The organism is Affinundibacterium nitidum, from assembly GCF_014284155.1.
GTDB classification, from domain to species: Bacteria; Pseudomonadota; Gammaproteobacteria; order Burkholderiales; family Burkholderiaceae_D; genus Undibacterium; species Undibacterium nitidum.
In genome coordinates, this window is record NZ_JACOFZ010000006.1 from 94,621 (window position 1) to 117,828 (window position 23,208).

Below are 23,208 nucleotides of genomic sequence, written 5' to 3' on the forward strand. Positions count from 1 at the left end.
TTTTTTATGGGGTGCGTTTGTGCTCGTTTAAGCTGCGCTTAACTCGCTCAAAGGCCAACGTGGGCGCACGTTAAAACTGTAATTGTAGGTTGCCAAGTTCGGGTTCGCTTTTAATCGCATTCCACCAGCAAAGGCAATCATGGCGCCGTTATCGGTGCAAAACTCAAGTTCGGGGTAATAGACATCGAAGCGTTTCTTGGGATTGTGGTGGTTCGCCGCGGCATTGAGTGCCGCACGTAATTGCTGATTAGCACCAACACCACCTGCAATCACTAAGCGCTTCAAACCCGTCTGTTTCATCGCGCTCTGACATTTGGCAACGAGCACATCGACAATGGCATCGACAAAACCGCGTGCGACATTCGCTTTGTCATCTTCAGTCAGTGTTTCAGGATATTTTTTAACAGCCGTGAGTACGGCTGTCTTTAAGCCAGAAAAGCTGAAATTCAAATCTTTGGAATGCAACATCGGGCGTGGGAAGACATGCACTTCAGGGTTGCCCGTGGTCGCCAGTTTGGAAATGGCAGGGCCACCCGGGTAGTCTAAGCCTAGCAATTTAGCGGATTTATCAAAGGCTTCTCCGGCTGCGTCGTCGAGGGTCTCACCGAGTAATTCATAACGGCCTACACCATCTACACGCATGAGTTGCGTATGGCCGCCCGATACTAACAATGCCACAAATGGAAACTCAGGAGGGCGGCTGGCCAAGAGCGGCGACAACAAGTGGCCTTCAAGATGATGAATGCCAATGACAGGTTTGTTCAGCGCAAAGGCCAAACCACAAGCGACTGATGAGCCCACCAGCAAAGCACCTGCTAAACCAGGGCCTTCGGTAAAGGCGATGGCGTCAATTTGTTTTTTATCGAGATTGGCTTTGCTTAACACTTCGCTGAGTAAGGGTAGTGCACGACGTACGTGGTCGCGTGAAGCAAGTTCGGGTACGACGCCACCATATTCTCTATGCATCGCAATTTGCGAATGGAGAGCGTGGGCGAGTAAGCCTCGCTCTGTGTCGTACAGCGCTAAGCCAGTTTCATCGCAGGAAGATTCAATACCAAGAACGATCATGATCCAATTTCAGATTGCGCAGGGCTAAACCTGCAAGAGGGCGCCATTATAAACGGTTTCCGTTGGATATCTCGTGGCCGCAGCGGTTCTTAGCCAGGAGTTTTGGGTAATTGATCTAGCCATTTTTGCAAAGCTTCACCATGCAAAGGCTTACTGGCGAAATAGCCTTGCATCGAGTCGCAGCCCAGCTCTCGCAAGGTATCGCGTTCAGCCTCGGTTTCTATGCCTTCGGCGATCACGCTTAAGTGCAAGCCGTGTCCCATTTCAACAATGGTTTTGACGAGGCGTTGTGTCGATGGCAGTTGATCGATATTGATCACAAAGCTGCGATCAATCTTGAGCTCGGAGACCGGCAGTTTTTGTAAATAGGCCAATGAAGAATGCCCAGTTCCAAAGTCGTCGATAGAAAGACCAATTCCAGTATCTCTGAGCGTTTGCAAAAGTGGAATCGCGCTACTCGGATCTTCCATAATGCCGCTTTCGGTCAATTCGAGCTTAAGATTATTTGGGTTGACGTCATAGTGCTCAAGTAGTTCACGAACACGGTCTGGAAAGCTTTGGTCGCGTAAGTCATTCGTACTAACGTTGACCGCAATGCTAAGCTCGGGATGACTGGTCTTCCAATTTTGTAGGCTTTGCAGCGCGTGTTCCAACATCCATTTGGTGACGGCACTGATATAGCCTGTGCGTTCAGCAAACGGTACAAACTCGGCCGGTGAAATGAAACCGCGTTGTGGATGCTGCCAGCGCACCAAGGCTTCAAAACCATAGGTGCGCATATCGGCGAGTTTAACCTTGGGTTGTAGCCACATTTGTAGCTCGGAGTTATGCACTGCAGAGCGTAAGTCGGACAATAAACTTAAGTGACTTAAACGCGAAGCTTCTTGGGCGTCGGAGTACCACACCACAGCCTGGGTTTGTGCCTTCGCTGCATACAGTGCCACCTCGGCATTGCGGATCAAGGAATTCAACTGATCCGTATTTTGGTTGCAGATGGCGATACCATAGACAAGGTTCACATCGACGGTATGGTTGCCGCATCGAATCGGTTCATTGAGGTTGTCATCAATGGTCGCGATTAATTCTTGAATCTCTTGATGGCTATTCTCCACGCTTAACATCGGTGTCAAGACAGCAAACATCCCACCGCTGAACTTGGTCAAGATGAGGTCTTCTCGATTGAACTTGAGTATAGCTGTTTGGATGCGACGCGAGGTTTCTAGGATAACCGTATCACCTGTACCGAAACCCAAGGTTTCATTGACGGTTTTGAGACGTGCCACATCCATCAAAATCATGGCTTTATGTTGGAAAGACGTGTTCTCAAACTGTTTCAACAGCATGGTGCGGTTGGGCAGATGCGTGAGGCTATCAAAATACGCAAGTTGTTCAATCTCACGTTCGCGTTGGGCAATTGCTTCCGACATGCTATTGAGCGCGTTGCCAACTCGAGCCACTTCAGTGGTGCGAGTCGGCGGCACCTTGCTCTCATAGTCGCCATCGGCAATGCGTAAGGCACTTTTTTCTAATACATCAAGTGGCTGCACAACGCCACGACGAGTGAAAAACGCGAGCAATGCACCGATTAAAATGGCAACAGCAGAAAACATAAACACGCGCAGCTGCATTTGTTTGAGTTTGTATTCCTCTTCTTGCTGGCGCATTTCAAAGCTATTTTTTTCTTGATCGAGAAAGATTTGCGCTTCTGTCAAAAGGGTGTTTCGTGCCGGCTCCACGCGTTCGAGGTAGATTTTTTTTGCCGCGACTAAGTCGTCGAGTGCATATTCATTGAGCACTTCGTAATAATTTGAGCGAAATAGTTCATTGCATTCGACCAGAGTATTGAGTGCCTGCTTTTGCTCGCGATTAAGTTCGTATTCGCTGATTTTTTCGAATTGTTTTTTGATTTTTTCTGCACGGGCATCGATGATCAGGTAGAGATCGTTCTTGGTTTCATAGCTTTTAGTGAAGACATCGAGCAGTTGTATGCCGATGCCCTCAAACTCAGAACGCAACTCCTGTACATCACGCAGTCTTTGCATGTCGATTTGACGAAAACGGTCGTTGCTGCGGGCGATGCTTTGGATTTGATCAACGGTGGTGAGACCAATGCCAATAAACATCACCAAGATGAAGGCATAGCTCAATGTAAGTCTAACTCCGATACGGTTTAGACCTAAGTGACGCATGATGAAGTGATACGCAGTGGTCATAATTACTTCAACAGAAGAGTTGGGGTTTTCTGGCGTAGATTTGTACGAGAACGGAAGTGCAGGCTTATCCTCGTTTTGATACGTCAACTGCGAATTAGTTCAGGGATATTGACTCCTATTTAACCAAATTCCCCTACAAGTGGAAAGTGAAACTTGAGTTTCTCTCAGTTTCTCTGGCCCAGCGTTGTTTGCTTTGCTGTTTTTTCGCGCTCGTGCGATCAAATCTGCCCCGTCTATATCGAATCAGCTACAATGAAGCGGTATTGATCCGATGTCCTATTCATGGAGATGTGTCATGTTTTTAGATCACGCAAAAATTTCTGCTACCCATAGTGAAACCGAACCAGACCGTATCGAACGCTTAAATCGTGTTTATGGTTATGCGATTGGTTTGGCAGATGCAGATGGTAATACCGACTGCATTACAAAGTTGGCGAAATTGCACGACCACAAAGGCACCTTGATGGTGATCTGGCATTCAGCGCCCACGGAATATGAGCGAATTTACTTCTTAAAAGCATGGAAGAGTAAAGTCGGTGATGAGTCTACCCATGTTGAACATGCCTTGATGTTACATGAGCCAGAAAACGAAGCTGAGGCTTCGAACGAAGAATAAAAATTTCTACCAATAAGAAAGCCCAGACTTTGATCTGGGCTTTTTTGTATGTGGTGTACTACTGAGTGATTGTATATTAAAGGTCTTCGATCAATGCAGAAACACCAGTCCAGCCAATTTCGATACCAATACACAGCAAGATAAACGCAGACAGGCGCATCAGCACGGTTGATCCGACTTCACCCAAGAAGCTTTCAAGATTGCGAGCAAAGCGATACGACAAATAGATTGCTATCGTCGTCACGAACACACCGATAGTTGCGGCTAAACCCGTGATCAACCAGTCGACTGGTTTGGTTGGCAACTGTGCACCTAAAGTGATGGAGGTAGCGATAGCGCCTGGGCCAACAGTCAGTGGGAAGCTAAACGGGAAAAAGCTATGGCGACGTAATTCTTCTTTGGTCCAATTACTGGCTGAAGCCGCCACGGATGTGCGTAACTTATCTTGGCCTTGGTCATTTAAGAGCTTCCAGCCTGCCATGCCAACCACGATACCACCGGCTACCCGCACGATCGGTAAGGAAATGCCGAAAAAGTCGAGCACATATGAGCCGACGAATACCGCACCCATCAATAAGAAGAAACAATTAAAGGCGATACGCTTGGCTAAACGATTTGCCATGACTTGGTCCATCGGGCCCGTCATCGACAAGAAGATAGGAGCGACGGCGATTGGGTTCAAAATAGGGAGCAGGGTGATTGGCACTACGATCAGTGCTTTCACAAAAACAGATAGGGCAATACTCATGCGTTCTCCCAAAACCAGTTCAATCTCAGAACTGACGCAAATATGTTAATTAAGGTGGCTGGCAACGCTGAAGTCGAGCGAAGCCAAAGTCTGTTGATTATGCAATAGTTTTGTCATATGGCAAATATTTACCCGTCGAGTGTCGCTTAGGACAAACAAAGCGACGCTTTTGGGCATGGCAAGTTGTACAGATGTCGCATGTCATCAAACTGACATCGAGCTGTAATAATCCAGTCGCAATCGCCCTTTATTCTGCTGCCTGTAGTCTTAATAGACCGAAGTCACCCAGCAAGAGATAAGGAGATTCTTACATGCGAGTGCTGACCATACCGGGCGATTCCGGCCCCAGTTTTTCCAAACTCAGTTTAAGTCTTGCCAGCACCAAGAAAGAGGTGAAGGAAGTGCAGAAGCTGCGCTACAAAGTATTCATCGAAGCGATGGGTTTGACTGCGCTGGCAAATTCTGAAGGCCTTGATAAAGACGAATTTGATGACTATTGCGACCATTTAATTGTGCGCGATACCAAAACTTTGAAAGTGGTGGGTACCTACCGCATTCTTGGCCCAAATGCAGCACGTCAATTAGGCAAATATTATTCCGAGAGCGAGTTTGATTTATCTCGTTTAGAAAACATACGTGGCGGCTTAGCTGAAGCAGGGCGCGCATGTATACATCCAGATTATCGCAGCGGTGCTGTGATTATGATGTTGTGGGCAGGCTTGGCCGCTTACATGCGTCGTGAACGTTGCAGTCATTTGATTGGTTGCGCCAGTATTAGCTTAGCTGATGGTGGACACAATGCTGCGGCCATCTATCGCGCCTTTGGCGAAGACGAAATGTCGCCACTCGAATACCGTGTGAAACCGCATCTGCCATTCCCTATCGAGAACATGGATGAAGGCCACGAGGCTCGTATCCCACCGCTGTTAAAAGGTTACCTACGTGCTGGCGCTTGGATTTGTGGCGAACCAGCGTGGGACCCTGATTTCCATAGCGCCGATTTGTTTGTCATGCTACCGATCGGCAACCTCGATAATCGATACGCGAAACACTACGGAACAGAGGATATCGCCAAATGAAGCCAGCAGATCAGTTCCTTAATTTCGGTAAAAGCAAGACATCGAAGCAGCATAAAAAAGATGTCACTCGTTTTCGAACCATCTGGATTTCTGATCTGCACTTAGGAACAACAGGGTGTCAGGCAAAACGCTTACTTGAATTTTTGAAAGCGACCGAGTCTGAGACCTTGTACCTCGTCGGCGATATCGTCGACGGCTGGCAACTCAAACGCCGTTGGTATTGGGATCAAACCCATAACAACATCGTGCAAACGGTGTTGAAAAAAGCCAAGAAGGGAACGAATGTGATTTTCGTTCCCGGCAATCACGACGAAGCGGCGCGTCAATTTATTGAACTCGATTTTGGCGGCATCAAAGTACGTGATGAACTCGTACACACCACAGCAGACGGCAAACGCTTGCTGGTGCTACACGGTGATCGCTTCGATGGCGTGATCGCTTGCGCCAAATGGCTGGCCTACCTCGGTGACAGTTTGTACACCGTCATTCTTAAACTCAATCAAGTGTTCAATCACTGGCGCGCTCGAGCTGGCTTGCCGTATTGGTCACTCTCGCAATATTTGAAGCTCAAGGTAAAGAACGCAGTGAGTTACATCACGAAGTTCGAAGATGCCTTGGCCGACGAGGCACGCAAACGTGGCCTTGATGGTGTTATCTGCGGCCATATTCACAAGCCAGAGATTCGCGACATCGACGGCATCTTGTACTGTAACGATGGTGATTGGGTCGAGAGTTTATCGGCTTTGATTGAAGAGGCAGATGGTGAACTGAGACTCATCACTTGGCATGACGTCGTTCACCAGCACAAAGAGCATTTGCAATTAGAGGCGGTGTTGGCACATTAGTTTTTTGCCCGCTTGCTGATGAGATCGCAAGCGGCAAAACCAATCATCATGGCGGCACAAAAGCCAATACCCTTGAGTGCACCCGCGCCAACAAGCACCAAAGCTGGGCCAGGGCAAATACCTGCCAAGCCCCAGCCGATGCCGAACAATAAACTTCCAATGACCAAACGTTTATCGATCTGCGTGAGTTTGGGCCATTGAAGTTCGAAGCCCAGAAAACTCTGGGTGCGCCCGCGCAGCACTAGAAATGTTGTTGCGCTGACGCTAATCGCGCCCACCATTACAAAAGCGAGAGATGGGTCCCATGCACCTGCCAAGTCGAGGAAGGCCAACACTTTTGCTGGGTTTGCCATGCCCGCGATGATCAAGCCTATGCCAAACACCAAGCCGGAAAGTGTCGCGACCACATATTGCCCTAGGGTTTTCATGATCAAACTCCTGAAGCGAATAGATGGCGTACAACAAAGACGGTGATAAAACCCGTCAACATAAACAGCATGGTCGCCAGAATAGAGCGTTTCGATCCGCGTGAGATGCCGCACACACCATGGCCACTCGTGCAACCCGAACCCAAGCGTGAACCGAAGCCAACAATCAAGCCCGCCACAATGATAGTCGGCCAATCAGTGGCGATTTCACTCAGTGGTAAAGGTGAGAACAGCAGATAACACGACGGTGCTGTAACGAGACCAATAATGAAGCAAAGGCGCCAAAGCAGATCATCGGCTTTCATCTGCAACGCATCGGCAACAATACCTGTAATGCCAGCGATACGACCTAGGCCAGCCAGAAGCAAGCTTGCAGCGATGCCGATCAGCACCCCGCCAGCGAGAGAGGTAAATGGTGTAAATGCATTCCAATCAATGACTATCATTTTATCTTCCTACGCTGTCCGTCGATGCACTTGAATGATCAAGATAAAAACAAACCTACGAACACTAATAGCCAAAATAAGGAACCAGCGACGATCCACGCGATATTGCCGCCTGTGAACTTAGCATTGCTTTCGCCATCCACATCGTTACAACTAAGATTAATCATTTTCTGTGCACGAAGGAACATTGGTACCATCACAAACATCATGAAGATTGAAGCGACATCTGTAAATGGTGAACCCACTTCTTTCATAGCGAGACGATCAAGAATACGTTGTATGATCATTGCGCCTACAATAAGACTAGCCAAGTCAGAGTGCTTCCAAGTGTTTTCTTGCTGATTGCTATCCAATTTCTCAGCGACACGTCTAAATAGTGCATGCACGAAGAAGATAGAAAATATTGCTCTTGGAACGGGCCAAACGCTGTCTCCTGTTGAGTCACGATAAAACTGCCAGTTCTTGTAGAACCAATACAGAGAATAAATGCCTAGCGTCGCAACGAAGAGAACTAGAAACTTCTTTTCAGAGACAATATAAAAATGGCTTTGTGGGTTCTTACTCGTTTGAGTTTCTAGGTCGGAAGCTGGGGCAGCATAAATGTTGTTATCCAAAACGAGGCTCCTATTTGGCGTAAAGATTTGGTTCTTATGAAGATGGTGTGCCAAATTTTACCCTTTCGAACTGTGCGTGGGTATTGGTTTTGTGTTTTGAAATCAAAAAAACGTGCGCTAGTCAAAATTTTTACCATTGCCGTAATTTTTCAGTTAATCGTTCCAAGCACTTACGTATGCTGGCGCAGCTTGCGTATTTTGCTCATGCGCAATGGGCGCATCATGTGCAACACGGATCGGCAAAACACCAGCCCACGCTGCTTGTTGCATATCTTCTTCGTCATCATTCGGCCCACCGCTACGCGTTTTGCACATGAATTCGACGAGTGGCATACGTAGAATCGTCGTGCCAGCGAGTTCAGCATAACTGCCTGCGCGTATCTCTGCTTGCCGGCCAGGCGCAATTTTCTCCATAAATGCCGCCATCGACTCTGCTTTTTGTTCTGCGCCTACTACTTCAAAAACACCATAGATCATGGCGGAGCGATAGTTCATTGAGTGATTGAAAGCCGAGCGTGCCAGCACCAAACCATCGACATGCGTGATGGTGATACACGCTTGGGTGCCTTTGACTAATTGTTTCATCATACGACTGGCGTTGGCACCGTGAATGTAGAGGTGATTGTGCTCGCGCCAACACGCAGTCGGAATGCAATGGCTTCCGTGCTCATCGGTAAAAGCAACATGGCAAACATAGGCTTCGTCGATGATGGCGTGCAAAAACTCTTGCTCGTTGTTCGCATTTTTGGGAATACGTTTTATCGTCGTACGTAAACTAGGTGCTTGCACCTTGCTTTCTTCGTCAGCTATTTCCGGAATTGAATTGCTCATTGCATGTCCTGGTTGGAGTAATCGAGTAGTAAAACGTCGGTCGACGCTTGCGATGAGTGACACTATAATCATGGTATGGTTCTATCACAAGATCCAATAATGAAGTATTTTTTAGGACTACAACATGGACTACCTCTTGTTATGGAATCGCTTTCGTCAACAATATCCAGACCAGCGTGGCTCTGCACAAAAGCAATTGCACGCCTGTTTGCGTCACGCCATCCAACAAGGCACCTTAGCTTCCGGTACGCGTTTGGCGTCTAGTCGTACCTTGGCGCAGGAATTGGGTATCGCTAGAAATACCGTGGTGTTCGCTTATGAGCAATTGCTCAGCGAAGGCTTTTTGACGGCGACACGAAGGGGGAGTGTGGTCAACTCGCTAGAGCTGATGCAGGAAGTGGCAGCTGTGGCGCCTGCTGAAGTGCCAAGCCGTCGCCTATCGAAACGTGGCGATTCTTTGATGCCATTGCCTGTGCCGTCAGATCTCACGACAGCCTTTGCGCCTGGCGTGCCATCCTTGGCAGACTTTCCTATGCCGCGTTGGCGCAAAATGTTAGAGCAAGAGTGGCGCAATGCCTCTGCCGCTGATTTAGGCTACGGTCAAGCTTGTGGCGAGATGTCGCTACGGATTGCCATCGCCGATTATTTGCGCGCCTCACGCGGCGTGCTGTGTGACCCAGAACAAGTCTTCATTACCGATGGCACCCAAAGCAGCCTCGATTTGTGCGCCCGTGTGTTTGCCGATGTGGGCGACAAAGTCTGGATAGAAAACCCTGGCTATGTCGGCGCACAAGTGGCGTTTCGTGGTGCGCAATTGAAGATGGTGGGCATTGCCGTTGACGACGATGGTATCGCCCCCAAAGCGAGTGATTGGCGTACACATACACCGCGCTTAATTTACGTCACGCCCTCGCACCAATATCCAACAGGGAAGGTGATGAGCTTGCCGCGTCGGCTTGAGTTACTGAAGCAAGCACAGCACCATCAATCGCTGATTATCGAAGACGATTACGACAGTGAGTTTCGGCACGATGGACCACCACTACCCGCCATGCAGGGTTTAGTGCCGAACGCCCCGGTTCTCTATTTGGGCACCTTCAGCAAAACACTTTTTCCCGCAATTCGCATCGCCTATATCATCGCTCCACGTGATGTATTGCCAGCCTTCGAGCAGCACCTATTGCGCTCCTTTTTACGCGGCAGATCTGTTGAGCAACGCTGCTTGGCGCGCTTCGTCAGCGAAGGCTATTTCGCACAACACATACGCCGCATGCGTCGCCTTTACCGCGAACGAAGAGACACTTTGGTAGACGCCTTGCAACGCCACATGTCAAACGAAGTTGAGATACATGGCGATTTAGCAGGCATGCATTTGGCGATCCGTTTTCGAGACTCAATGATGGATGACGTGGCAGTCAGCCGCGCTGCCTTAGCAGCAGGCATCGTCGCCCCAGCGCTAAGTTTGCACAAAGTGGGGCAACGTCAAAATGACTGGTGTGGTTTGATGCTGGGATATGCGCAAGTGCCGAGTGAGCAGATGGAGGCTCAAGTGCGGAAATTGGCGCGGATTCTTGCTGTGCATGCACGTGTTTGATATGTGCGTCGGTTTTTGCGTTTCCGCATGTATTTTTGCATGCATTTTAGACGGCCATGTTCTTAGTTAGTTTTTGTGTTGGCGACTTCTTCATTTAGCAGTTGAACCGGAAGCGGCATTGTGCAATATCTGCAGACCGTATCTTGAGCGAGATTCTTCCCACCGCACTTTTCGCAAGAGACCTCCTCCAGTTCGTCGCTTCTATCTTTGAGTAAAAGTAAAATGATCAAGCCAACGATATTTAGCATGGGAAGAAGAATGCCAAGCCAGCCTGATCTTCCTTTGGCCTTTGCATAACACCAAAACGCAAAGATCCAAGCTGCAACAGCGAGGCACATTATCGCTTCCGCTGCCGGGCTAGTCTCAAAATATTTGTCACCCTCTGGTTTAATAATTGTTGCTAATCCAAAACAGGCAACTGAAACCACGATTGAAATATTTGCGAGGTTTTTGAACTTTTGATGCATGCGTCATTCCTTTTAGGTCAGGTGGGAGAGTTTTGAAACAGCCAATGATTTTGTCTTGAAATAAGCAGCTTTGAGATTGGTTGCTTGCAATCGAAAAACAAGGCGCCTTTTTTTGAACTTGAAATTACGAATTTCAAAGCACAGTTTCTACCAGATATTTGTTTGGTGAATTCGAAGGAATGTCTTGTTCGGCCTGGTTACGCAGAGCCCAGAGTGAAGTGCCAGATTAGCCATTCAAGAAACACCAGCACTGTTGGGCAAGCCCAACCGAAGCGGAGTGCGATTGGGAAAAAATTACTGTTATCTGGCGCTGGTTCTTCTTGCGTCGCATTCACTGTAGAAAATGCCCAAGTTAAGTTGAGAGCCCAACCAGCAACAATACTGACGAGCGCCGCAACGATAGTGCTAAAAATGAAGTGAGTGAAGAGTAGCCAAAACAAAATTAGCGGCACGACTAGAGCCATCATTAAAAGTAAGGATGGGACTAATTTTTTCATAAGGTACCTCCACTATTTTTTGTGAAAAATGAAGTTAACACATTTCGCAATGTCTATCAATGAAGTTCTAGCGCGACTGCATTTGATGCAGTATCACGTTATTCTGGTTATTCCATTTGGCCAATAATTACTTGGCGCTGCGTGCATGCCTGAACACTGTTGTTAGAGCTTATCTTTCGAAAAGTGGAACATAGCCTCACCTAAGAATTCAACCATCTGTGGGTGGTAGGCATTATGGAATGTCTTCATGTCTGGATTTTCTCGATAAAACAAAGCCAAGCCTATGTAGGCCTTTTGAGAAGGAGGATAAAAACGCGAACTTATTGAATAGTGACGCGTCATCAGTGTTTGAACCTGTGGTGACGATGGCGACGAGTTATCGATCAATAGCGCGATTTCTTTGTACAATAGATCCCAATCGATGTGAACTTGGGCTTTGTCCACATGTGACCAGTTATTCGTCGCCGCAAGCGATGCTGTTTGTTCCGCTGTTAATGCTTGGCGACATTGATCGAGATATTCAGTAGGTGATTCTTGAAGAAGCATAGTATTTTTGTGTTCAGTGATTATATTGTGATGATGCGACATAGCTTATGCATGAGGTTCAAACACATTTGAATAATGGAATGTGAAAGAACATATCGCAAGTAGAATGGGGTGGTGCACGACGATGCTGATTTTACTTAATGCCACGATTTGATAGATGATTTAGTCCATAGCCTTTACGAGTTCTATCCCGTCAACGACCATCTTCCATTTATCGCCTTCTTGATGAGGTGCTTGGTTGACGATAAAAGTAGTCGACATTGGACCGATGCCGACCTCGAAATTATCACCCGTAAAGCCTTTGAGAGGTGCTTCGAGCGAGGTGGTCACGCCATCTTTGAGTCGTTTGTATCGCACCGAACCATCTTGGGTAATCAAGAGATACATTGTCTTTTCCTGCCACTCACCAACATAAACCGACTTCGCCTGAGGAACTGGATTCCCACAAGCGATCAATGAAACGAAAAGAAAGATAGGAAGTAGTAATTTGAGGAATTTCAATTGTGTTCTCCGAAATGCGAGTGTTGCCGCTTAGCCTTTTTTGTCTGATTTAAAAACTTGTTTAGTGTCGTGCTTCGAAAGCGCGTTGCTGAATCATAGCTTCCGCAACGAGTAGGCAAATGCGGCGCAGTTCTAAAACTGATCTGAAGTGAAATGCTCTGATCCACAGCCTAGACAAAAAATAAATTTTACCCGAGCCTCGCTAAACCATTTTCTGTTCAAAATGTTTTTTTACGAGGATTGTTGAGCCTTGTTACTGAAAAGGCGCACTGAGAGCAAATGAGTTACTGGAATCAACATCGGGGTTCCATAGATGCCCCAGGTGAATCCTTGATATTCGCCATTCGTGCCATATGCCATCGCTATGAGCCCGGAGGCTGTCGCTATTACGCCATTGCCGCAAGCGCCCCACATTGACCAATGCGCTTTCATCAGCCCCTGTCGACCCGCTACGAGGTAGGAAATTGATAGTATCCAAAAGCCTAGAAGGCCAACAAGTGTAAGAAACAAAATGACAAAATTGCTGACCGCTTCCGGTGCCCATGATCGTCCAATACAGTAAGTGCCGAAGACCATTGCGAGGAACGTGGTTGGGAGAGCCAAGAGAAGAAGTTCAACGATGTATAAAATTCGAGGTAGTTCTCGCATAGAGGCTTATTGTATAAGTACTGAGAGCGTTGAATGCGTTCCGTTGCGGTTAGCGGTTGAGTGAGGGGTTAGGCGTCGACTGCCTCTGCTTGCTGCTGCCTCGCACGTGCGGCAGCGAGGTTAATTCTGGCCACAGCAATTAATTCCTCCGAAGGTTCGGGTTCGTCCCGAGCCTTAAACATCTCCACAATATTCGAAATGATCTGAGCCGGCGTAATGATGATTCCCCAAGGGATGCCCCACCACCCGAGCAACAGACAGAACATTAACGACCCAAAATTCGTCTGCCTTCCGCAAGCCCTGCAACAGACATGGTTTCTCTTTGTCCATTGAGTGATGATGGCTGCGGACCAAACTCGATAGTAATACCGGACCTCCACCTTCGAATCTTTCCTGTGACAGTCTGGGCATTCGCCAATCTTAATATTGCGTGCATGCCGCACGATTTCGGTTTCCGAAATGTCGACTGATATCTCGAGCAAACGTGCTTTGCGCAAGCAACTCTTGCTGCAGAAGCGCTGTCCCCCGTCTAGCACTGGTGAGAAGCGCGCTGAATTCCCGCAGTGGTCACATTCCGTAGTGCCGCGACTTTGTCGATAAGAGTCTTTCTTCGCCTGCCTGACGAGGCTCCCCAGTTTATCTGGTGAGACTCCGCGCTTCTTCAGAATTTCCAATATGGCTTCTTTGGCTTCCTCGGTAAGTTCCACCGTAGCGTAGCGCCGAAGCAATTGATCGGTCTCTTTGTTTTGAAATTGTTCTATGAAGAATTCTTTGGGATACATTAACTTGCCTCGGGAGTGGAAATCGATGCCTAACGCTGAATTGAGGTGAGCCGCACAACGCCGCTCATACGAAACCAAAACAATATCACGGCTTCATCCTCGAATGGAATGTTAAGTTCGGCCATCGTCTCACTCTCCTGGTATGTAACGAATGACATTGCCATCTGAATGCAAAATCACTGTAACGTGACCGCCGGGGGAAGTTAAAGGGCGGCCATTTGAGTAGCCGCGGATAAATATAGCAAATACTTCAAAGCCCTCGTTCGTCTGCTTAACTCTGTAACGTGCATCGACCGACTTTTGTGCGTTCTTCTCAAGGTAAGCTTGCACGCGCCAAACAATACGTCGTTCCTCAGCGGAAAAGTGTGGATCGTCAGGTCTGAGCATGTCGTCAAAAGACTCGGATGTAGCATTTGACGGAAGAGGCGTGTTGGTAGATGCTTGTTCTGTACATCCGAGCAACGCAATAAAACTCAACACAACGAGAAGAGTACGCATAGAACTTAACGTCGCGCTAAACGGAACTGCGCGCAAAGCACAAAAACCGAAGAGCAATGAATTGAAAAACTGTTAGGCGTCGAAACGCCAACATGCGCGGTTTCCGACTTGAGCGACCTGTTAAACGGCATTTTTTTACATCGATTTCGCATCATTGGCGTACCACGTTTAGAGTTTCACCTACTGGATTAAATGATGCCACAAAATCTGCCTCGTCTGCATCTTCAGTTTTTATAACAATACGGACGTCTGATTCTTGATGGGAAATTTCATCAATTTCGCATCCCATCGAAAAGCTATTATTGAAAGGGATTTCTAAGACCATGCCGCGGACGATTTCTCCGTTCTGCACTTTTCCATACATAACAACTGAGCTTGCGGCGCCTTCCAATTCAACTCGTTCAACCTTGAATGTCGCGATCATATTTCTGCCGTTTAACGTTGATTTGAAAGGCGCGTGCGCCGATCAGTAAATTCAGGAATAGCGCTCATTCGCGCGTCATTTTCGAAAGCCATGTTAAATTTCAACGCCATATTGGAGCCATCGCCATAACAATAAAGAAGAGTATAACTAACACTACAGATCGAATCGGCACAGATATTTTTTCAGAATTGAACTGCGCAAGTTTTATTAGTTCTTTGTTTCGTTTATCTCGCGGTAGTACAAAAATCAGTATGTACCTTAAACCCATGAGCAACATTAGCGCTGAACAAAAAGCATTGAATGAAAATATGAAATATCCGCCAGCATCTGATGAACTAATTTGTATCAACCGACCACCTCGCGGGTGATAAGTCAGTACTCCATCATTCCAACTGCTCCATGTATCGAACGACCAAAATCCACCAACTGATAGCAAGACCACTGCATAGAGTAAGCAGCGAAGCGTTCCGGATCTGATGAAGTTTGGTGAAATGACCATTAAATTTAACTTGTTTTCTACGACAAACTGTCGCATAAACCAAACAGTAAATTGATCAAAAAAACCTAAATTTCGTAGACTTTTCAAGGACATGCTTCAAATTTAAGCAGTATTAAATTTCCATGAAAAGCGTCACACGAATTCCTTGGCATTCTACCGACCATTTATATCATGTCAAGAAAGCCATCGACGCGACTAATCGCTAAACAATTCCATGTCACTGCAATATGTTTAGCGTTTGCGCTCTTTAACTCGAAGGAAACGTATGAGCCTGAAGAGCGGTTCGTCGATCCTGCTGCTCCCTATCCATCGCCGCCACCATCAAACACATCATGCATAGCGCCACGCTGTATTCGCAGCCTCCTGTGCCCCATTCGCCAACAAACCAACCGAGGCTGAAGTGAATGATGATGATGCCGCCAAAACTAATTCCGAAAAAACTGAGTGCTACCCATTTGGCATACCGATTGAAGATGAGCAGTGGTCCACCAATCATCTCAACAGTGGTCGCTAAATAAGGAAGGAAATAGGCAAGTGGCACATTTCTTTTTGCTAGGAAAACGCCAAAATCGTGAAAGTAATTCGGTTCAAAAAAACGCATCGTTGCATGGGCCATGAAAAGGCCTGCGAGACAAAGGCGAAACAAGAAATAGGTTTGTTTCACCGAAAGGTAAGGGAAATTATTCAGCAGTTGTTTCATGTCGCTACTCCTATTGGTTGAATGAAGATGCGACGATTATTGACTCGCTGGACGCACTCGAGGTGCTCACTGTGATGAAAGTCCGGTTCTTAGTGATGAGATCATGGCGGCTTGCGGTTAATGCGCTGCAGCGCAATTTGTGTACTTAAACTACAAAAAGAACGTGAAATTGATACGAATGTTTTCATTTGTTTTGCGTCTGATAACGCTTTCTAAGTCATTGAATATATTTGATAAAAATTTTAGTGATGTTTGTTTTGTTTCCACAACACTTTGATCCAAAGCGATTTGGTTTGTAAGTGAACTACTCTAGTATACAAAACATCAAGTCAAATAAACACATCGTTTTCTCAGCTTGATCATGGCCTATCGGCATCCAAACGATGTTGGGTAGGACAGTGTTGCATGGGGTTGTTCGTGCTGGCTTTTGAATCGTTTTTCCTAGCCTGTACTTACCCGCGATGAAGTAGAGCAGTAGACATTCCAAAAAAATTGCGCCGACCACGGTAAGCAAAAAAACTAAACTTTTATACTGGAAGAGACAAAATGAAATTGAAATCGACAAAATGGCTGTCGCTGTTAGCGACTGGCTCGCTGGTGCTTGGCCCCCTGTTTTTAAGCACATCGGCAAATGCAGCAGTATTGAATCCTAAAGGCACTTCAGTGCAAATGTTCCACTGGAAGTGGAAAGACATCTCCAAGGAATGTACCAATTGGCTCGGACCTCAAGGCGTGGGTGCAGTGCAGGTTTCACCTCCAACCGCGGCACAAAACGGCGTGAATTGGTATGACATCTATCAACCCGTTGACTACACCAGCTTGACCAGCAAGATGGGGAATGCGACCGAGTTTCAAGCCATGATTACGGCTTGCCATAATGCGGGCGTACGTGTGTATGTCGACGTCGTGGCGAATCACCTTTCTGCAGCGAGTGGAACAGCGACAAACGGTGCGACTTATAGCGCAACGACACTGACTTACCCACGTTTTAGCGCGGCAGATTTTCATCCTAACTGCGCAATTCAAGACGCTGACTACGGTTCACCTGGCAATCGCAACAGCATTACTTCCTGCCGTTTAGTTGGCTTGCCTGATTTGAATACGGGTAGCGCATATGTGCAAGGCCAAATTAAAAATTATTTGACGGCGATGATTAATATGGGCGTCGATGGTTTCCGTTTTGATGCAGCAAAACACATTGCACAAGCAGACCTGCAAGCGATCTATAGCGGTGTTGCGCATACGAGTTTGGCAGGCGAGCCATTGTGGGTCACTCAGGAAATTATCCCAGATGGCAACGTTGATCGTAATTCTTATTTGACGATAGGTACCATTAACGAATTTAAGTATGCCTATGCGATGAAAGCCATGTTCCGCAATGAAAATGGCAATAGCATTTCACAAATTCGTTCCATCATGGGCACGCCAGGCAACTGGGGTGGTACGTGGGGCTTTTTGAATTCAAGCAACGCGACCGCTTTTGTGAACAACTGGGATACCGAACGTAGTGGCGATTCCATGAATGCTGCCAATAAAACCGGTGCAGTTCCTAACGACACTATCGGCAGCAAACGCTATGACTTGGCGAACATTTTGATGTTGGCTTGGCCTTATGGTGATGTGCAAATGCATTCGGGCTTTAATTTTACAAACCGTGATGCGGACGCACCAACTGCGAGCCCGTTTGATGCTGCTGGTAATCCTAAGATCAATCAAGATTGGGATTTTGTACACCGTTGGTCTGATATTTCCAATATGGTTGCCTTCCGCAATGTGACGAATGGTCAGGGTGTGGATAGTTTCACGACTGGTACTGTCAATCAGATCGCGTTTAACCGTGGTGCTAAAGGCTTTGTCGCCATTAACAATGAATTCAGCGCGTGGAATGCAACACTACAAACCTTGCTGCCAGCTGGAACTTATTGCAACGTCACACGCGGCGTGTTGAATGCTGCTCAGACCGATTGTACTGGTGAGAAAATCACAGTGGCTGCCAATGGCACTGTGAGTTTGAGTATTCCAGCCAACGGCGGTAGTTTAGTTCCTGCGGTGGCCTTGCATATCAATCAGAAAGTCAGTGGTGGCGGTGGTGGTACACCAACCTGTACTTCTGTTCCTGTCACTTTCCGTGTCAGCAATGCAAACACTGTGCTTGGTCAAAACGTGTATGTCGCAGGCAATCGCGCAGAACTGGGTAACTGGACACCAAGCGCAGTTAATCTGTTGACTATTCAAGGCAGTGGCGCAAATGTGCCTTGGTCACGTACGATTCAATTGCCACCATCAACTCCGATTCAATTTAAATTCATGAAGAGCGGTGCGGTTGCGAATGTCTGGGAGCGTAATCAAGCGACAGGCAGCGGCAATCGCGAAGCGACAACGCCAGCATGTGGTAGTTCTTTGACTTTGGATGTGGGTGCTTTCCAGTTCTAATTTTTGAGCTAGAGCTAGAGCTAGTGTGAGAACTTGAGGGAGAAGCCGCACATGCGTGCGGTGTCTCCTGAAGTTCAGTTAGTGTCTACAGCGGGCGACGATGATGTCGCCCGTTTTTATTTGGACTTGTCACTATCTTGGCCTGCGGTCTGTTGTGCTGCTAAGGCGCGCAGCTTATCTTTTTTGCTCGGACGTTTGCCTTTGATACCGCCATTAGGGTCAGAGACCGTAGCGCGCTCGGCATTCGCAATGCTTTCCACAGCAGGTTCGAAGCCTGCGATATGCTCGCGTTCCAAACGTAAGTCATGTCGTTTTTCAATCAAGCGGAAATGGGCTTCGTTGGCTGCATCGGCGCAGATAAAATTAATCGCTAAACCGCTTTCGCCTGCACGACCTGTACGGCCTATACGATGCACATAATCGTCTGCTGAGCGCGGCAAATCATAATTGACGACGACGGGCAGTTGGCTGATGTCCAAACCGCGTGCAGCGACGTCGGTCGCGATCAAGATCTTGAGCCGAGAAGCTTTGAAGTCGCTGATCACTTGTTCACGTTTACCTTGAGTTTGGTCACCATGAAATGCATCGGCGCTGATATGGGCACGGCGGAGTTTAGTTGCTAGTAAATCGGCCGTGTATTTAGTACCGACGAACACCATCGCGCGTGACCATTTTTGTGTTTGGTACAGGTGTTTTAGTAGTTGAGTACGTTGACTCGCCTCGACTTGAATCGCTCGCTGTTGAATATCGGGCTTAGTACCATCATCAGTTTCGATGTTGAAGCGCTCGGGTTCATGCAACATGCCTTCCGCCATCTGTGCCACAAAGCTTGAATAGGTCGCTGAGAAAAAAGCGCTTTGTCTTTGCGTCGGAAGAAATGCCAGCACCTTATTGAGTTCGTCGGCAAAGCCAAGCGCTAGCATGCGGTCGGCCTCATCAAGAACGAGGGTGCTGAGTTGATCGAGTTTGAGCGCGTTTTTGTCGATGAGGTCGAGCAGGCGCCCTGGCGTCGCAATCACGATATCGACACCGCCACGTAAATGCAGCATCTGTGGATTAATCGAAATACCGCCAAAGAGCACGGCAAGCTTAGGTGGATGCGGAAAGCCCAAGCTAAAACGACGTAACTGATCACCAATCTGTGTGGCCAACTCTCGGGTAGGTACCAAGACTAAAGCTTGAACGACGCGTGAACCTTTATTCGCGCCAGCTTGCCTCTGTAGGTAGGCATTTAACAGCGGCAAACAAAAAGCTGCGGTCTTCCCTGAGCCCGTTTGCGCGCAGGCTAACACATCTTTGTTGGCCAGCATCGCAGGAATCACAGAAGCTTGAATCGGCGTTGCTTCAGTAAAGCCCGCGCTTTGTATCGCGTTTTGCAGCAAAGTAGGTAGGTCGAGATTGGAAAAAATCATAGTCTTGCAGGTTGATGGATGGTTTGCCCTAGGGCGAACAATGTTCGCCTTCGTCCTGCATCCGCCAATGCCGAGAGCGAGTATTGAGAAGTCACCATTGTAAACGATGTTGGCGAGCGTCTACTGCCATGAACGGATCCGCTTTAGGCGTAAACAGTCTAATTCGTGAACTTTTATGCATTAAATCGAGCAGTGAGTGACGCCTGATTGCTCAATTTTGCAATTTGAAGAGTAGGGTGATACCGTGCACTCTCTGATACAAACCTAAATCGCTCGACCCTGCCGTGAACATAATGAAACCCGATGCACGTTCTTTCCAAGCCTTTAGTTCGCCCATTTTGGAAGGGGCGGGCTTGAATTGCCACGCGGTGTTTGATTTGCAGGCGCTGCCGCCCGAGCTCAAGGATGCAATCTTAGAAGCGTGTCCAGAAGCGCAGCACTACCGACAATTATGGATGTTTGCCAACGGTGGCCCTCAATTTTGGCAGGCATTTTGTGCCGATCGCGATGGTTCTAGAACACTGCAATCTCAAAACCAGCAGCATCCGCTAGATCACTTTGCTCGTAAAACCGTGACCGCATTTCTGGAGGAGAAAAAAGTCGGTGATGACTTTCAGTTTCTGTACCCAGGCCCTTATGTGTTGAACTTGCAAAGCTTGGGGCGATTGCTGGGCTGGCATCACGACACGCCTTTAAAAATCGGTCTGCATCCCTTATACGGTTTATGGTTTGCGTATCGGGCAGTGGTGCTGGTGAATGCGGATGAAACCGTTGCGCCTTGGCTGACGCCTGCATCGGCTGAATCACCGTGTCAGTCCTGTGTGTCGAAAGCCTGTATCACTCGTTGTCCAGCAACTGCTGTGTTTGAAGAACAGTTCTATCTTGATCGATGCATCGATTATCGCACCCAAGAAAGTTCGTCTTGCATGCAGCGTTGTGTCTCGCGTGAAGCATGTCCGGTGGCGCCTGAATATCGTTATAGCGACGAGCAGATTCACTTTCATTATGGCCAGTCTTTGAGCATGATGAAAGTGTTCAAGCAAACTTGATTTTTTATCGGAATTTGAGTGACATCACCCGCACGGGTGTTTCGCAATCGTCTGTAAATCCCATGCGTAAATACAAATCATGCGCGCTGTGATTGTGGCTCATCACATGGAGGAAGGGAATTTCGCCGCGTGCAAGTTGATGCGAAATAATTCTGTTCATTAAGCGACGTGCCAAGCCTTTGCCTTGGTAGTCTGGATGGGTACAAACCCCGCTCACTTCATGGAACTGCGCCGCCTGCATACGCTCACCGCTCATGGCAACGAGTCGATCGTTATCGAAATAGCCCAGGTATTCGCCTAGCTCTATGGTGCGCATACCAAAGGGGCCGGGATTGGTGAGCTTTGCTAAATCGACTGCTTGTTGCGCATCGCTGCTTTGAAGTTGCCTGAGATATAGTTCTGGGAAACGTTGCTGGTGAAGTTTGGAATCGCTTTCGATATCGATGTTGGCAATTGCGCCTGTCCACACCATACGAAACATACTAGCATCGGCATGCAGTTGCCATTCTTCAGCGACATGCCCTGTCCAACCGCCACAGTAAAACTGTTCATCAACATCGACGAACGGCTTGAGCGCCGTCAAGTTTGGTGAGTCAATTTGAGGAAAGCCGACGATAGGAGAGAAGCCCTTGCTGTAGCGTTTAGCTTCTTCATTGCCACTGGAGAAATGCGCGTGTGCGCCGTTTAAAGAATTCCAAAAAATATTATTGAGTGGCGTAGGCATAGCGTCTTATTTAGCACTTCTCGTATTTCCAATTACGTCGCTTACCTTCTGCCATCCATTCGATAGATTGAGCTAAACGTTTCTGACGAGTGACTTCCGTTTTGGCTTCGGTGTACCACTCAACATAATCTTTTTTATTGGAGTATGAGAAGCCTTCGAACGTCGCCCAAGCCGTAGGGTTCTTGCGCACTTCTGCAAGAAATGTCTCCGGTACTTCGAGTTCTTTGTTGGTGTTCTTAGCGCGATTGTGCATAGGTCCCTTGGTACCTGCATCATGTAGCTTCATTGATTCTTTGATGAGCTTGGCAAAGGCTTTTTCTTTGGGGAGATCCTCGATGCTAGTGATTCGGCCAAATTGCCCCATCGCTTCTTCGATCTTGCCATCGAGATTCATAGCGCTACCTAGCCAAAAGCCGAAACTGCAATGCTGTTTGAACGCGGCGAAGCGGCAGAAGATACTGCCTTTGTACTCAAAGTGCGGCATGCTCCATTTAATGGTTTCATTCGCTTCTGGGCAATGCGTGTGCACAAGCTGACGTATATGTTGCAAGATGGGCTGTGCAAACAGAGGTGCCTTAGCGATGTAGTCGTCGATACGCGGATCAGTGGTACCCATAGCGAGCAATCATTTAGCGGTAGATGATGCTTAGACTGTAAAGTCTGCCTAGGACAAAGTCAAATGCAGGATTGTTGGTGTCGCGTGAACAGCAACTTGGTTTTTTGATGTTGACTTCACATATAAATGTGTACCGAGACTGGGTCCATATTCATTCTGCGTTTCAATTCCGCGGCTTTGGTCGCGGAAGTTCCAGGAATGACTAATGTGTAGCGGCCTTTTTTTATTGCTAATTTTTCTTCTTGGTTAAAGTCTGGTGTGAATTCGGTTTTGTCGATTTTTGCTAAATCTTTGATCGCGACATTGACAGTTTGCTCGAAAGACTCCGGGGTGAGTGTTTCGCTATATTCTGCTTCAAAAACGAGTTCGACTCGGCCATGCGGTTCCACGCTCACTTCGGCCTGTTTCTGGCATGCACAAAAACATAAGCTACATAAAATGATGAGGTAATACTGTAGTTTCATATTGGATAATCCTATGTCATCTTCTTTGATATTCGTCGTTACTTAGCATTTGTCATTGTAATTTTGAACGTCTTGCCATATTGGGCACCGTGAAAAATCATTTTGTATGTTGCTGGTTCGAGTGTTTGTTTGACTAAAGGCGCAATTTCCTCCATTCGATCGAAGCGTATTTCGTCCGAAAACATTACATGGAACTCAATTGTGGATTCATTTGACTTCGAGGTAATGGTCGAGCTTGAACGAAATGGCCCGAGCTTCAGCAATTGCGCTGTAATTTCTGGCGAAATTTCAGTTTTGTTTCTTTGTGGGTCGGCGGGATCGTAGGCTTGATCCCAAACCAGTTCTAACTTGGCTGGTTCTAGCACGACTGTGCCTGAACTCACTTCTGGGACCTTAGAACAAGCGCTGAGACTGGTGAAGATGATGAGAAGACAGTATTTCAACATAAATTGCTATTTAGATAATA

The 23,208-nt window shown here is 47.4% G+C and carries 27 protein-coding genes; 6 read left to right on the forward strand and 21 right to left on the reverse strand.

Going from position 1 to position 23,208, the window contains the following annotated elements; translation table 11 throughout:
• Positions 1-27: 27 nt before the first annotated feature.
• Together tsaD and H8K36_RS14600 are read right to left on the reverse strand one after the other, a co-directional pair.
• On the reverse strand, positions 28-1,068 hold the full coding sequence (gene tsaD, locus H8K36_RS14595; RefSeq protein WP_186917232.1) for a tRNA (adenosine(37)-N6)-threonylcarbamoyltransferase complex transferase subunit TsaD: 1,041 nt from the start codon (positions 1,066-1,068) through the stop codon (positions 28-30).
• Between the two features lie 89 nt (positions 1,069-1,157).
• The gene (locus H8K36_RS14600; RefSeq protein WP_186917233.1) at positions 1,158-3,281 is read right to left on the reverse strand and encodes an EAL domain-containing protein; all 2,124 of its coding nucleotides are present in this window, start codon (positions 3,279-3,281) and stop codon (positions 1,158-1,160) included.
• 295 nt (positions 3,282-3,576) lie between these two features.
• On the opposite strand from H8K36_RS14600, the gene H8K36_RS14605 reads away from it, so the two are divergent.
• Positions 3,577-3,897 (forward strand): hypothetical protein, encoded by a 321-nt coding sequence (locus tag H8K36_RS14605; protein ID WP_186917234.1) that lies wholly within the window; start codon positions 3,577-3,579, stop codon positions 3,895-3,897.
• Between the two features lie 76 nt (positions 3,898-3,973).
• Here H8K36_RS14605 and H8K36_RS14610 read toward each other — a convergent pair whose 3' ends face one another.
• Positions 3,974-4,645 (reverse strand): MarC family protein, encoded by a 672-nt coding sequence (locus H8K36_RS14610; protein WP_186917235.1) that lies wholly within the window; start codon positions 4,643-4,645, stop codon positions 3,974-3,976.
• 311 nt (positions 4,646-4,956) lie between these two features.
• Between H8K36_RS14610 and H8K36_RS14615 the strand changes: the two genes are divergently transcribed.
• Both H8K36_RS14615 and H8K36_RS14620 read left to right on the forward strand, forming a co-directional pair.
• The gene (locus tag H8K36_RS14615) at positions 4,957-5,724 is read left to right on the forward strand and encodes a GNAT family N-acetyltransferase (RefSeq protein ID WP_186917236.1); all 768 of its coding nucleotides are present in this window, start codon (positions 4,957-4,959) and stop codon (positions 5,722-5,724) included.
• Positions 5,721-6,569 carry a UDP-2,3-diacylglucosamine diphosphatase gene (locus H8K36_RS14620; RefSeq protein WP_186917237.1) on the forward strand — a complete coding sequence of 283 codons (849 nt, stop codon included), beginning with the start codon at positions 5,721-5,723 and terminating at the stop codon, positions 6,567-6,569. The genes H8K36_RS14615 and H8K36_RS14620 overlap by 4 nt, the downstream gene beginning before the upstream one ends.
• Here H8K36_RS14620 and H8K36_RS14625 read toward each other — a convergent pair.
• The 4 genes from H8K36_RS14625 to H8K36_RS14640 form a co-directional block, all read right to left on the reverse strand.
• Complete coding sequence (locus H8K36_RS14625) at positions 6,566-6,997, reverse strand: DUF6691 family protein (RefSeq protein WP_186917238.1); 432 nt, start codon at positions 6,995-6,997, stop codon at positions 6,566-6,568. The two genes, H8K36_RS14620 and H8K36_RS14625, sit on opposite strands and share 4 nt — an antisense overlap.
• Positions 6,998-6,999: 2 nt before the next feature.
• Positions 7,000-7,443 (reverse strand): YeeE/YedE family protein, encoded by a 444-nt coding sequence (locus H8K36_RS14630; RefSeq protein WP_222611238.1) that lies wholly within the window; start codon positions 7,441-7,443, stop codon positions 7,000-7,002.
• A gap of 38 nt (positions 7,444-7,481) precedes the next feature.
• Positions 7,482-8,057 (reverse strand): DUF4234 domain-containing protein, encoded by a 576-nt coding sequence (locus H8K36_RS14635; RefSeq protein ID WP_186917239.1) that lies wholly within the window; start codon positions 8,055-8,057, stop codon positions 7,482-7,484.
• A 153-nt stretch (positions 8,058-8,210) separates the two neighbouring features.
• Positions 8,211-8,888 (reverse strand): pyridoxamine 5'-phosphate oxidase family protein, encoded by a 678-nt coding sequence (locus H8K36_RS14640; RefSeq protein ID WP_186917240.1) that lies wholly within the window; start codon positions 8,886-8,888, stop codon positions 8,211-8,213.
• A gap of 124 nt (positions 8,889-9,012) precedes the next feature.
• Here H8K36_RS14640 and pdxR point away from each other — a divergent pair, with 124 nt between their 5' ends.
• A complete protein-coding gene (gene pdxR, locus H8K36_RS14645) occupies positions 9,013-10,482 on the forward strand; it encodes a MocR-like pyridoxine biosynthesis transcription factor PdxR (protein WP_186917241.1) in 1,470 nt (489 codons plus the stop codon).
• 62 nt (positions 10,483-10,544) lie between these two features.
• Here pdxR and H8K36_RS14650 read toward each other — a convergent pair whose 3' ends face one another.
• The 9 genes from H8K36_RS14650 to H8K36_RS14690 all read right to left on the reverse strand — a co-directional run bounded on the left by H8K36_RS14650 (position 10,545) and on the right by H8K36_RS14690 (position 16,044).
• On the reverse strand, positions 10,545-10,949 hold the full coding sequence (locus H8K36_RS14650; RefSeq protein WP_186917242.1) for a hypothetical protein: 405 nt from the start codon (positions 10,947-10,949) through the stop codon (positions 10,545-10,547).
• 197 nt (positions 10,950-11,146) lie between these two features.
• Entirely contained in the window at positions 11,147-11,446 is a 300-nt protein-coding gene (locus H8K36_RS14655) for a hypothetical protein (RefSeq protein ID WP_186917243.1), read from the reverse strand.
• Positions 11,447-11,608: 162 nt separating this feature from the next.
• A complete protein-coding gene (locus H8K36_RS14660; protein ID WP_186917244.1) occupies positions 11,609-11,992 on the reverse strand; it encodes a TipAS antibiotic-recognition domain-containing protein in 384 nt (127 codons plus the stop codon).
• Positions 11,993-12,154: 162 nt separating this feature from the next.
• Positions 12,155-12,493, reverse strand: coding sequence for a hypothetical protein (locus H8K36_RS14665; protein WP_186917245.1), 339 nt, complete (start codon positions 12,491-12,493; stop codon positions 12,155-12,157).
• A 231-nt stretch (positions 12,494-12,724) separates the two neighbouring features.
• Positions 12,725-13,141: a hypothetical protein gene (locus H8K36_RS14670; protein WP_186917246.1), complete on the reverse strand. Its 417-nt coding sequence runs from the start codon at positions 13,139-13,141 to the stop codon at positions 12,725-12,727.
• A 68-nt stretch (positions 13,142-13,209) separates the two neighbouring features.
• A complete protein-coding gene (locus H8K36_RS14675; RefSeq protein WP_186917247.1) occupies positions 13,210-13,923 on the reverse strand; it encodes a hypothetical protein in 714 nt (237 codons plus the stop codon).
• Between the two features lie 129 nt (positions 13,924-14,052).
• A complete protein-coding gene (locus H8K36_RS14680; RefSeq protein WP_186917248.1) occupies positions 14,053-14,421 on the reverse strand; it encodes a hypothetical protein in 369 nt (122 codons plus the stop codon).
• Positions 14,422-14,572: 151 nt separating this feature from the next.
• Positions 14,573-14,845 (reverse strand): hypothetical protein, encoded by a 273-nt coding sequence (locus tag H8K36_RS14685; protein WP_186917249.1) that lies wholly within the window; start codon positions 14,843-14,845, stop codon positions 14,573-14,575.
• Positions 14,846-15,591: 746 nt separating this feature from the next.
• Positions 15,592-16,044 (reverse strand): DoxX family protein, encoded by a 453-nt coding sequence (locus H8K36_RS14690; RefSeq protein ID WP_186917250.1) that lies wholly within the window; start codon positions 16,042-16,044, stop codon positions 15,592-15,594.
• A gap of 546 nt (positions 16,045-16,590) precedes the next feature.
• On the opposite strand from H8K36_RS14690, the gene H8K36_RS14695 reads away from it, so the two are divergent.
• Positions 16,591-18,477 carry a carbohydrate-binding module family 20 domain-containing protein gene (locus H8K36_RS14695; protein ID WP_186917251.1) on the forward strand — a complete coding sequence of 629 codons (1,887 nt, stop codon included), beginning with the start codon at positions 16,591-16,593 and terminating at the stop codon, positions 18,475-18,477.
• Positions 18,478-18,593: 116 nt separating this feature from the next.
• Here H8K36_RS14695 and H8K36_RS14700 read toward each other — a convergent pair whose 3' ends face one another.
• Positions 18,594-19,889 carry a DEAD/DEAH box helicase gene (locus tag H8K36_RS14700; RefSeq protein WP_186917252.1) on the reverse strand — a complete coding sequence of 432 codons (1,296 nt, stop codon included), beginning with the start codon at positions 19,887-19,889 and terminating at the stop codon, positions 18,594-18,596.
• A 284-nt stretch (positions 19,890-20,173) separates the two neighbouring features.
• On the opposite strand from H8K36_RS14700, the gene H8K36_RS14705 reads away from it, so the two are divergent.
• On the forward strand, positions 20,174-20,938 hold the full coding sequence (locus H8K36_RS14705) for a hypothetical protein (protein WP_186917253.1): 765 nt from the start codon (positions 20,174-20,176) through the stop codon (positions 20,936-20,938).
• A gap of 4 nt (positions 20,939-20,942) precedes the next feature.
• Here H8K36_RS14705 and H8K36_RS14710 read toward each other — a convergent pair whose 3' ends face one another.
• From H8K36_RS14710 to H8K36_RS14725, 4 genes are all read right to left on the reverse strand, one after another.
• A complete protein-coding gene (locus tag H8K36_RS14710; protein WP_186917254.1) occupies positions 20,943-21,662 on the reverse strand; it encodes a GNAT family N-acetyltransferase in 720 nt (239 codons plus the stop codon).
• A 10-nt stretch (positions 21,663-21,672) separates the two neighbouring features.
• Positions 21,673-22,278, reverse strand: coding sequence for a YdeI/OmpD-associated family protein (locus H8K36_RS14715; RefSeq protein ID WP_186917255.1), 606 nt, complete (start codon positions 22,276-22,278; stop codon positions 21,673-21,675).
• A gap of 116 nt (positions 22,279-22,394) precedes the next feature.
• The gene (locus tag H8K36_RS14720) at positions 22,395-22,742 is read right to left on the reverse strand and encodes a hypothetical protein (protein ID WP_186917256.1); all 348 of its coding nucleotides are present in this window, start codon (positions 22,740-22,742) and stop codon (positions 22,395-22,397) included.
• 38 nt (positions 22,743-22,780) lie between these two features.
• On the reverse strand, positions 22,781-23,188 hold the full coding sequence (locus H8K36_RS14725; protein WP_186917257.1) for a hypothetical protein: 408 nt from the start codon (positions 23,186-23,188) through the stop codon (positions 22,781-22,783).
• Positions 23,189-23,208: the final 20 nt, after the last annotated feature.

Coding starts and splice junctions, on each gene's coding strand:
- H8K36_RS14610 (WP_186917235.1), bottom strand. CDS start 4,645: ATGAGTATTGCCCTATCTGTTTTTGTGAAAGCACTGATCGTAGTGCCA.
- H8K36_RS14690 (WP_186917250.1), bottom strand. CDS start 16,044: ATGAAACAACTGCTGAATAATTTCCCTTACCTTTCGGTGAAACAAACC.
- H8K36_RS14720 (WP_186917256.1), bottom strand. CDS start 22,742: ATGAAACTACAGTATTACCTCATCATTTTATGTAGCTTATGTTTTTGT.
- H8K36_RS14605 (WP_186917234.1), top strand. CDS start 3,577: ATGTTTTTAGATCACGCAAAAATTTCTGCTACCCATAGTGAAACCGAA.
- H8K36_RS14655 (WP_186917243.1), bottom strand. CDS start 11,446: ATGAAAAAATTAGTCCCATCCTTACTTTTAATGATGGCTCTAGTCGTG.
- H8K36_RS14640 (WP_186917240.1), bottom strand. CDS start 8,888: ATGAGCAATTCAATTCCGGAAATAGCTGACGAAGAAAGCAAGGTGCAA.
- tsaD (WP_186917232.1), bottom strand. CDS start 1,068: ATGATCGTTCTTGGTATTGAATCTTCCTGCGATGAAACTGGCTTAGCG.
- H8K36_RS14680 (WP_186917248.1), bottom strand. CDS start 14,421: ATGCGTACTCTTCTCGTTGTGTTGAGTTTTATTGCGTTGCTCGGATGT.
- H8K36_RS14685 (WP_186917249.1), bottom strand. CDS start 14,845: ATGATCGCGACATTCAAGGTTGAACGAGTTGAATTGGAAGGCGCCGCA.
- H8K36_RS14660 (WP_186917244.1), bottom strand. CDS start 11,992: ATGCTTCTTCAAGAATCACCTACTGAATATCTCGATCAATGTCGCCAA.
- H8K36_RS14625 (WP_186917238.1), bottom strand. CDS start 6,997: ATGAAAACCCTAGGGCAATATGTGGTCGCGACACTTTCCGGCTTGGTG.
- H8K36_RS14675 (WP_186917247.1), bottom strand. CDS start 13,923: ATGTATCCCAAAGAATTCTTCATAGAACAATTTCAAAACAAAGAGACC.
- H8K36_RS14620 (WP_186917237.1), top strand. CDS start 5,721: ATGAAGCCAGCAGATCAGTTCCTTAATTTCGGTAAAAGCAAGACATCG.
- H8K36_RS14615 (WP_186917236.1), top strand. CDS start 4,957: ATGCGAGTGCTGACCATACCGGGCGATTCCGGCCCCAGTTTTTCCAAA.
- H8K36_RS14695 (WP_186917251.1), top strand. CDS start 16,591: ATGAAATTGAAATCGACAAAATGGCTGTCGCTGTTAGCGACTGGCTCG.
- H8K36_RS14715 (WP_186917255.1), bottom strand. CDS start 22,278: ATGGGTACCACTGATCCGCGTATCGACGACTACATCGCTAAGGCACCT.
- H8K36_RS14670 (WP_186917246.1), bottom strand. CDS start 13,141: ATGCGAGAACTACCTCGAATTTTATACATCGTTGAACTTCTTCTCTTG.
- H8K36_RS14700 (WP_186917252.1), bottom strand. CDS start 19,889: ATGATTTTTTCCAATCTCGACCTACCTACTTTGCTGCAAAACGCGATA.
- H8K36_RS14710 (WP_186917254.1), bottom strand. CDS start 21,662: ATGCCTACGCCACTCAATAATATTTTTTGGAATTCTTTAAACGGCGCA.
- pdxR (WP_186917241.1), top strand. CDS start 9,013: ATGGACTACCTCTTGTTATGGAATCGCTTTCGTCAACAATATCCAGAC.
- H8K36_RS14650 (WP_186917242.1), bottom strand. CDS start 10,949: ATGCATCAAAAGTTCAAAAACCTCGCAAATATTTCAATCGTGGTTTCA.
- H8K36_RS14600 (WP_186917233.1), bottom strand. CDS start 3,281: ATGACCACTGCGTATCACTTCATCATGCGTCACTTAGGTCTAAACCGT.
- H8K36_RS14725 (WP_186917257.1), bottom strand. CDS start 23,188: ATGTTGAAATACTGTCTTCTCATCATCTTCACCAGTCTCAGCGCTTGT.
- H8K36_RS14630 (WP_222611238.1), bottom strand. CDS start 7,443: ATGATAGTCATTGATTGGAATGCATTTACACCATTTACCTCTCTCGCT.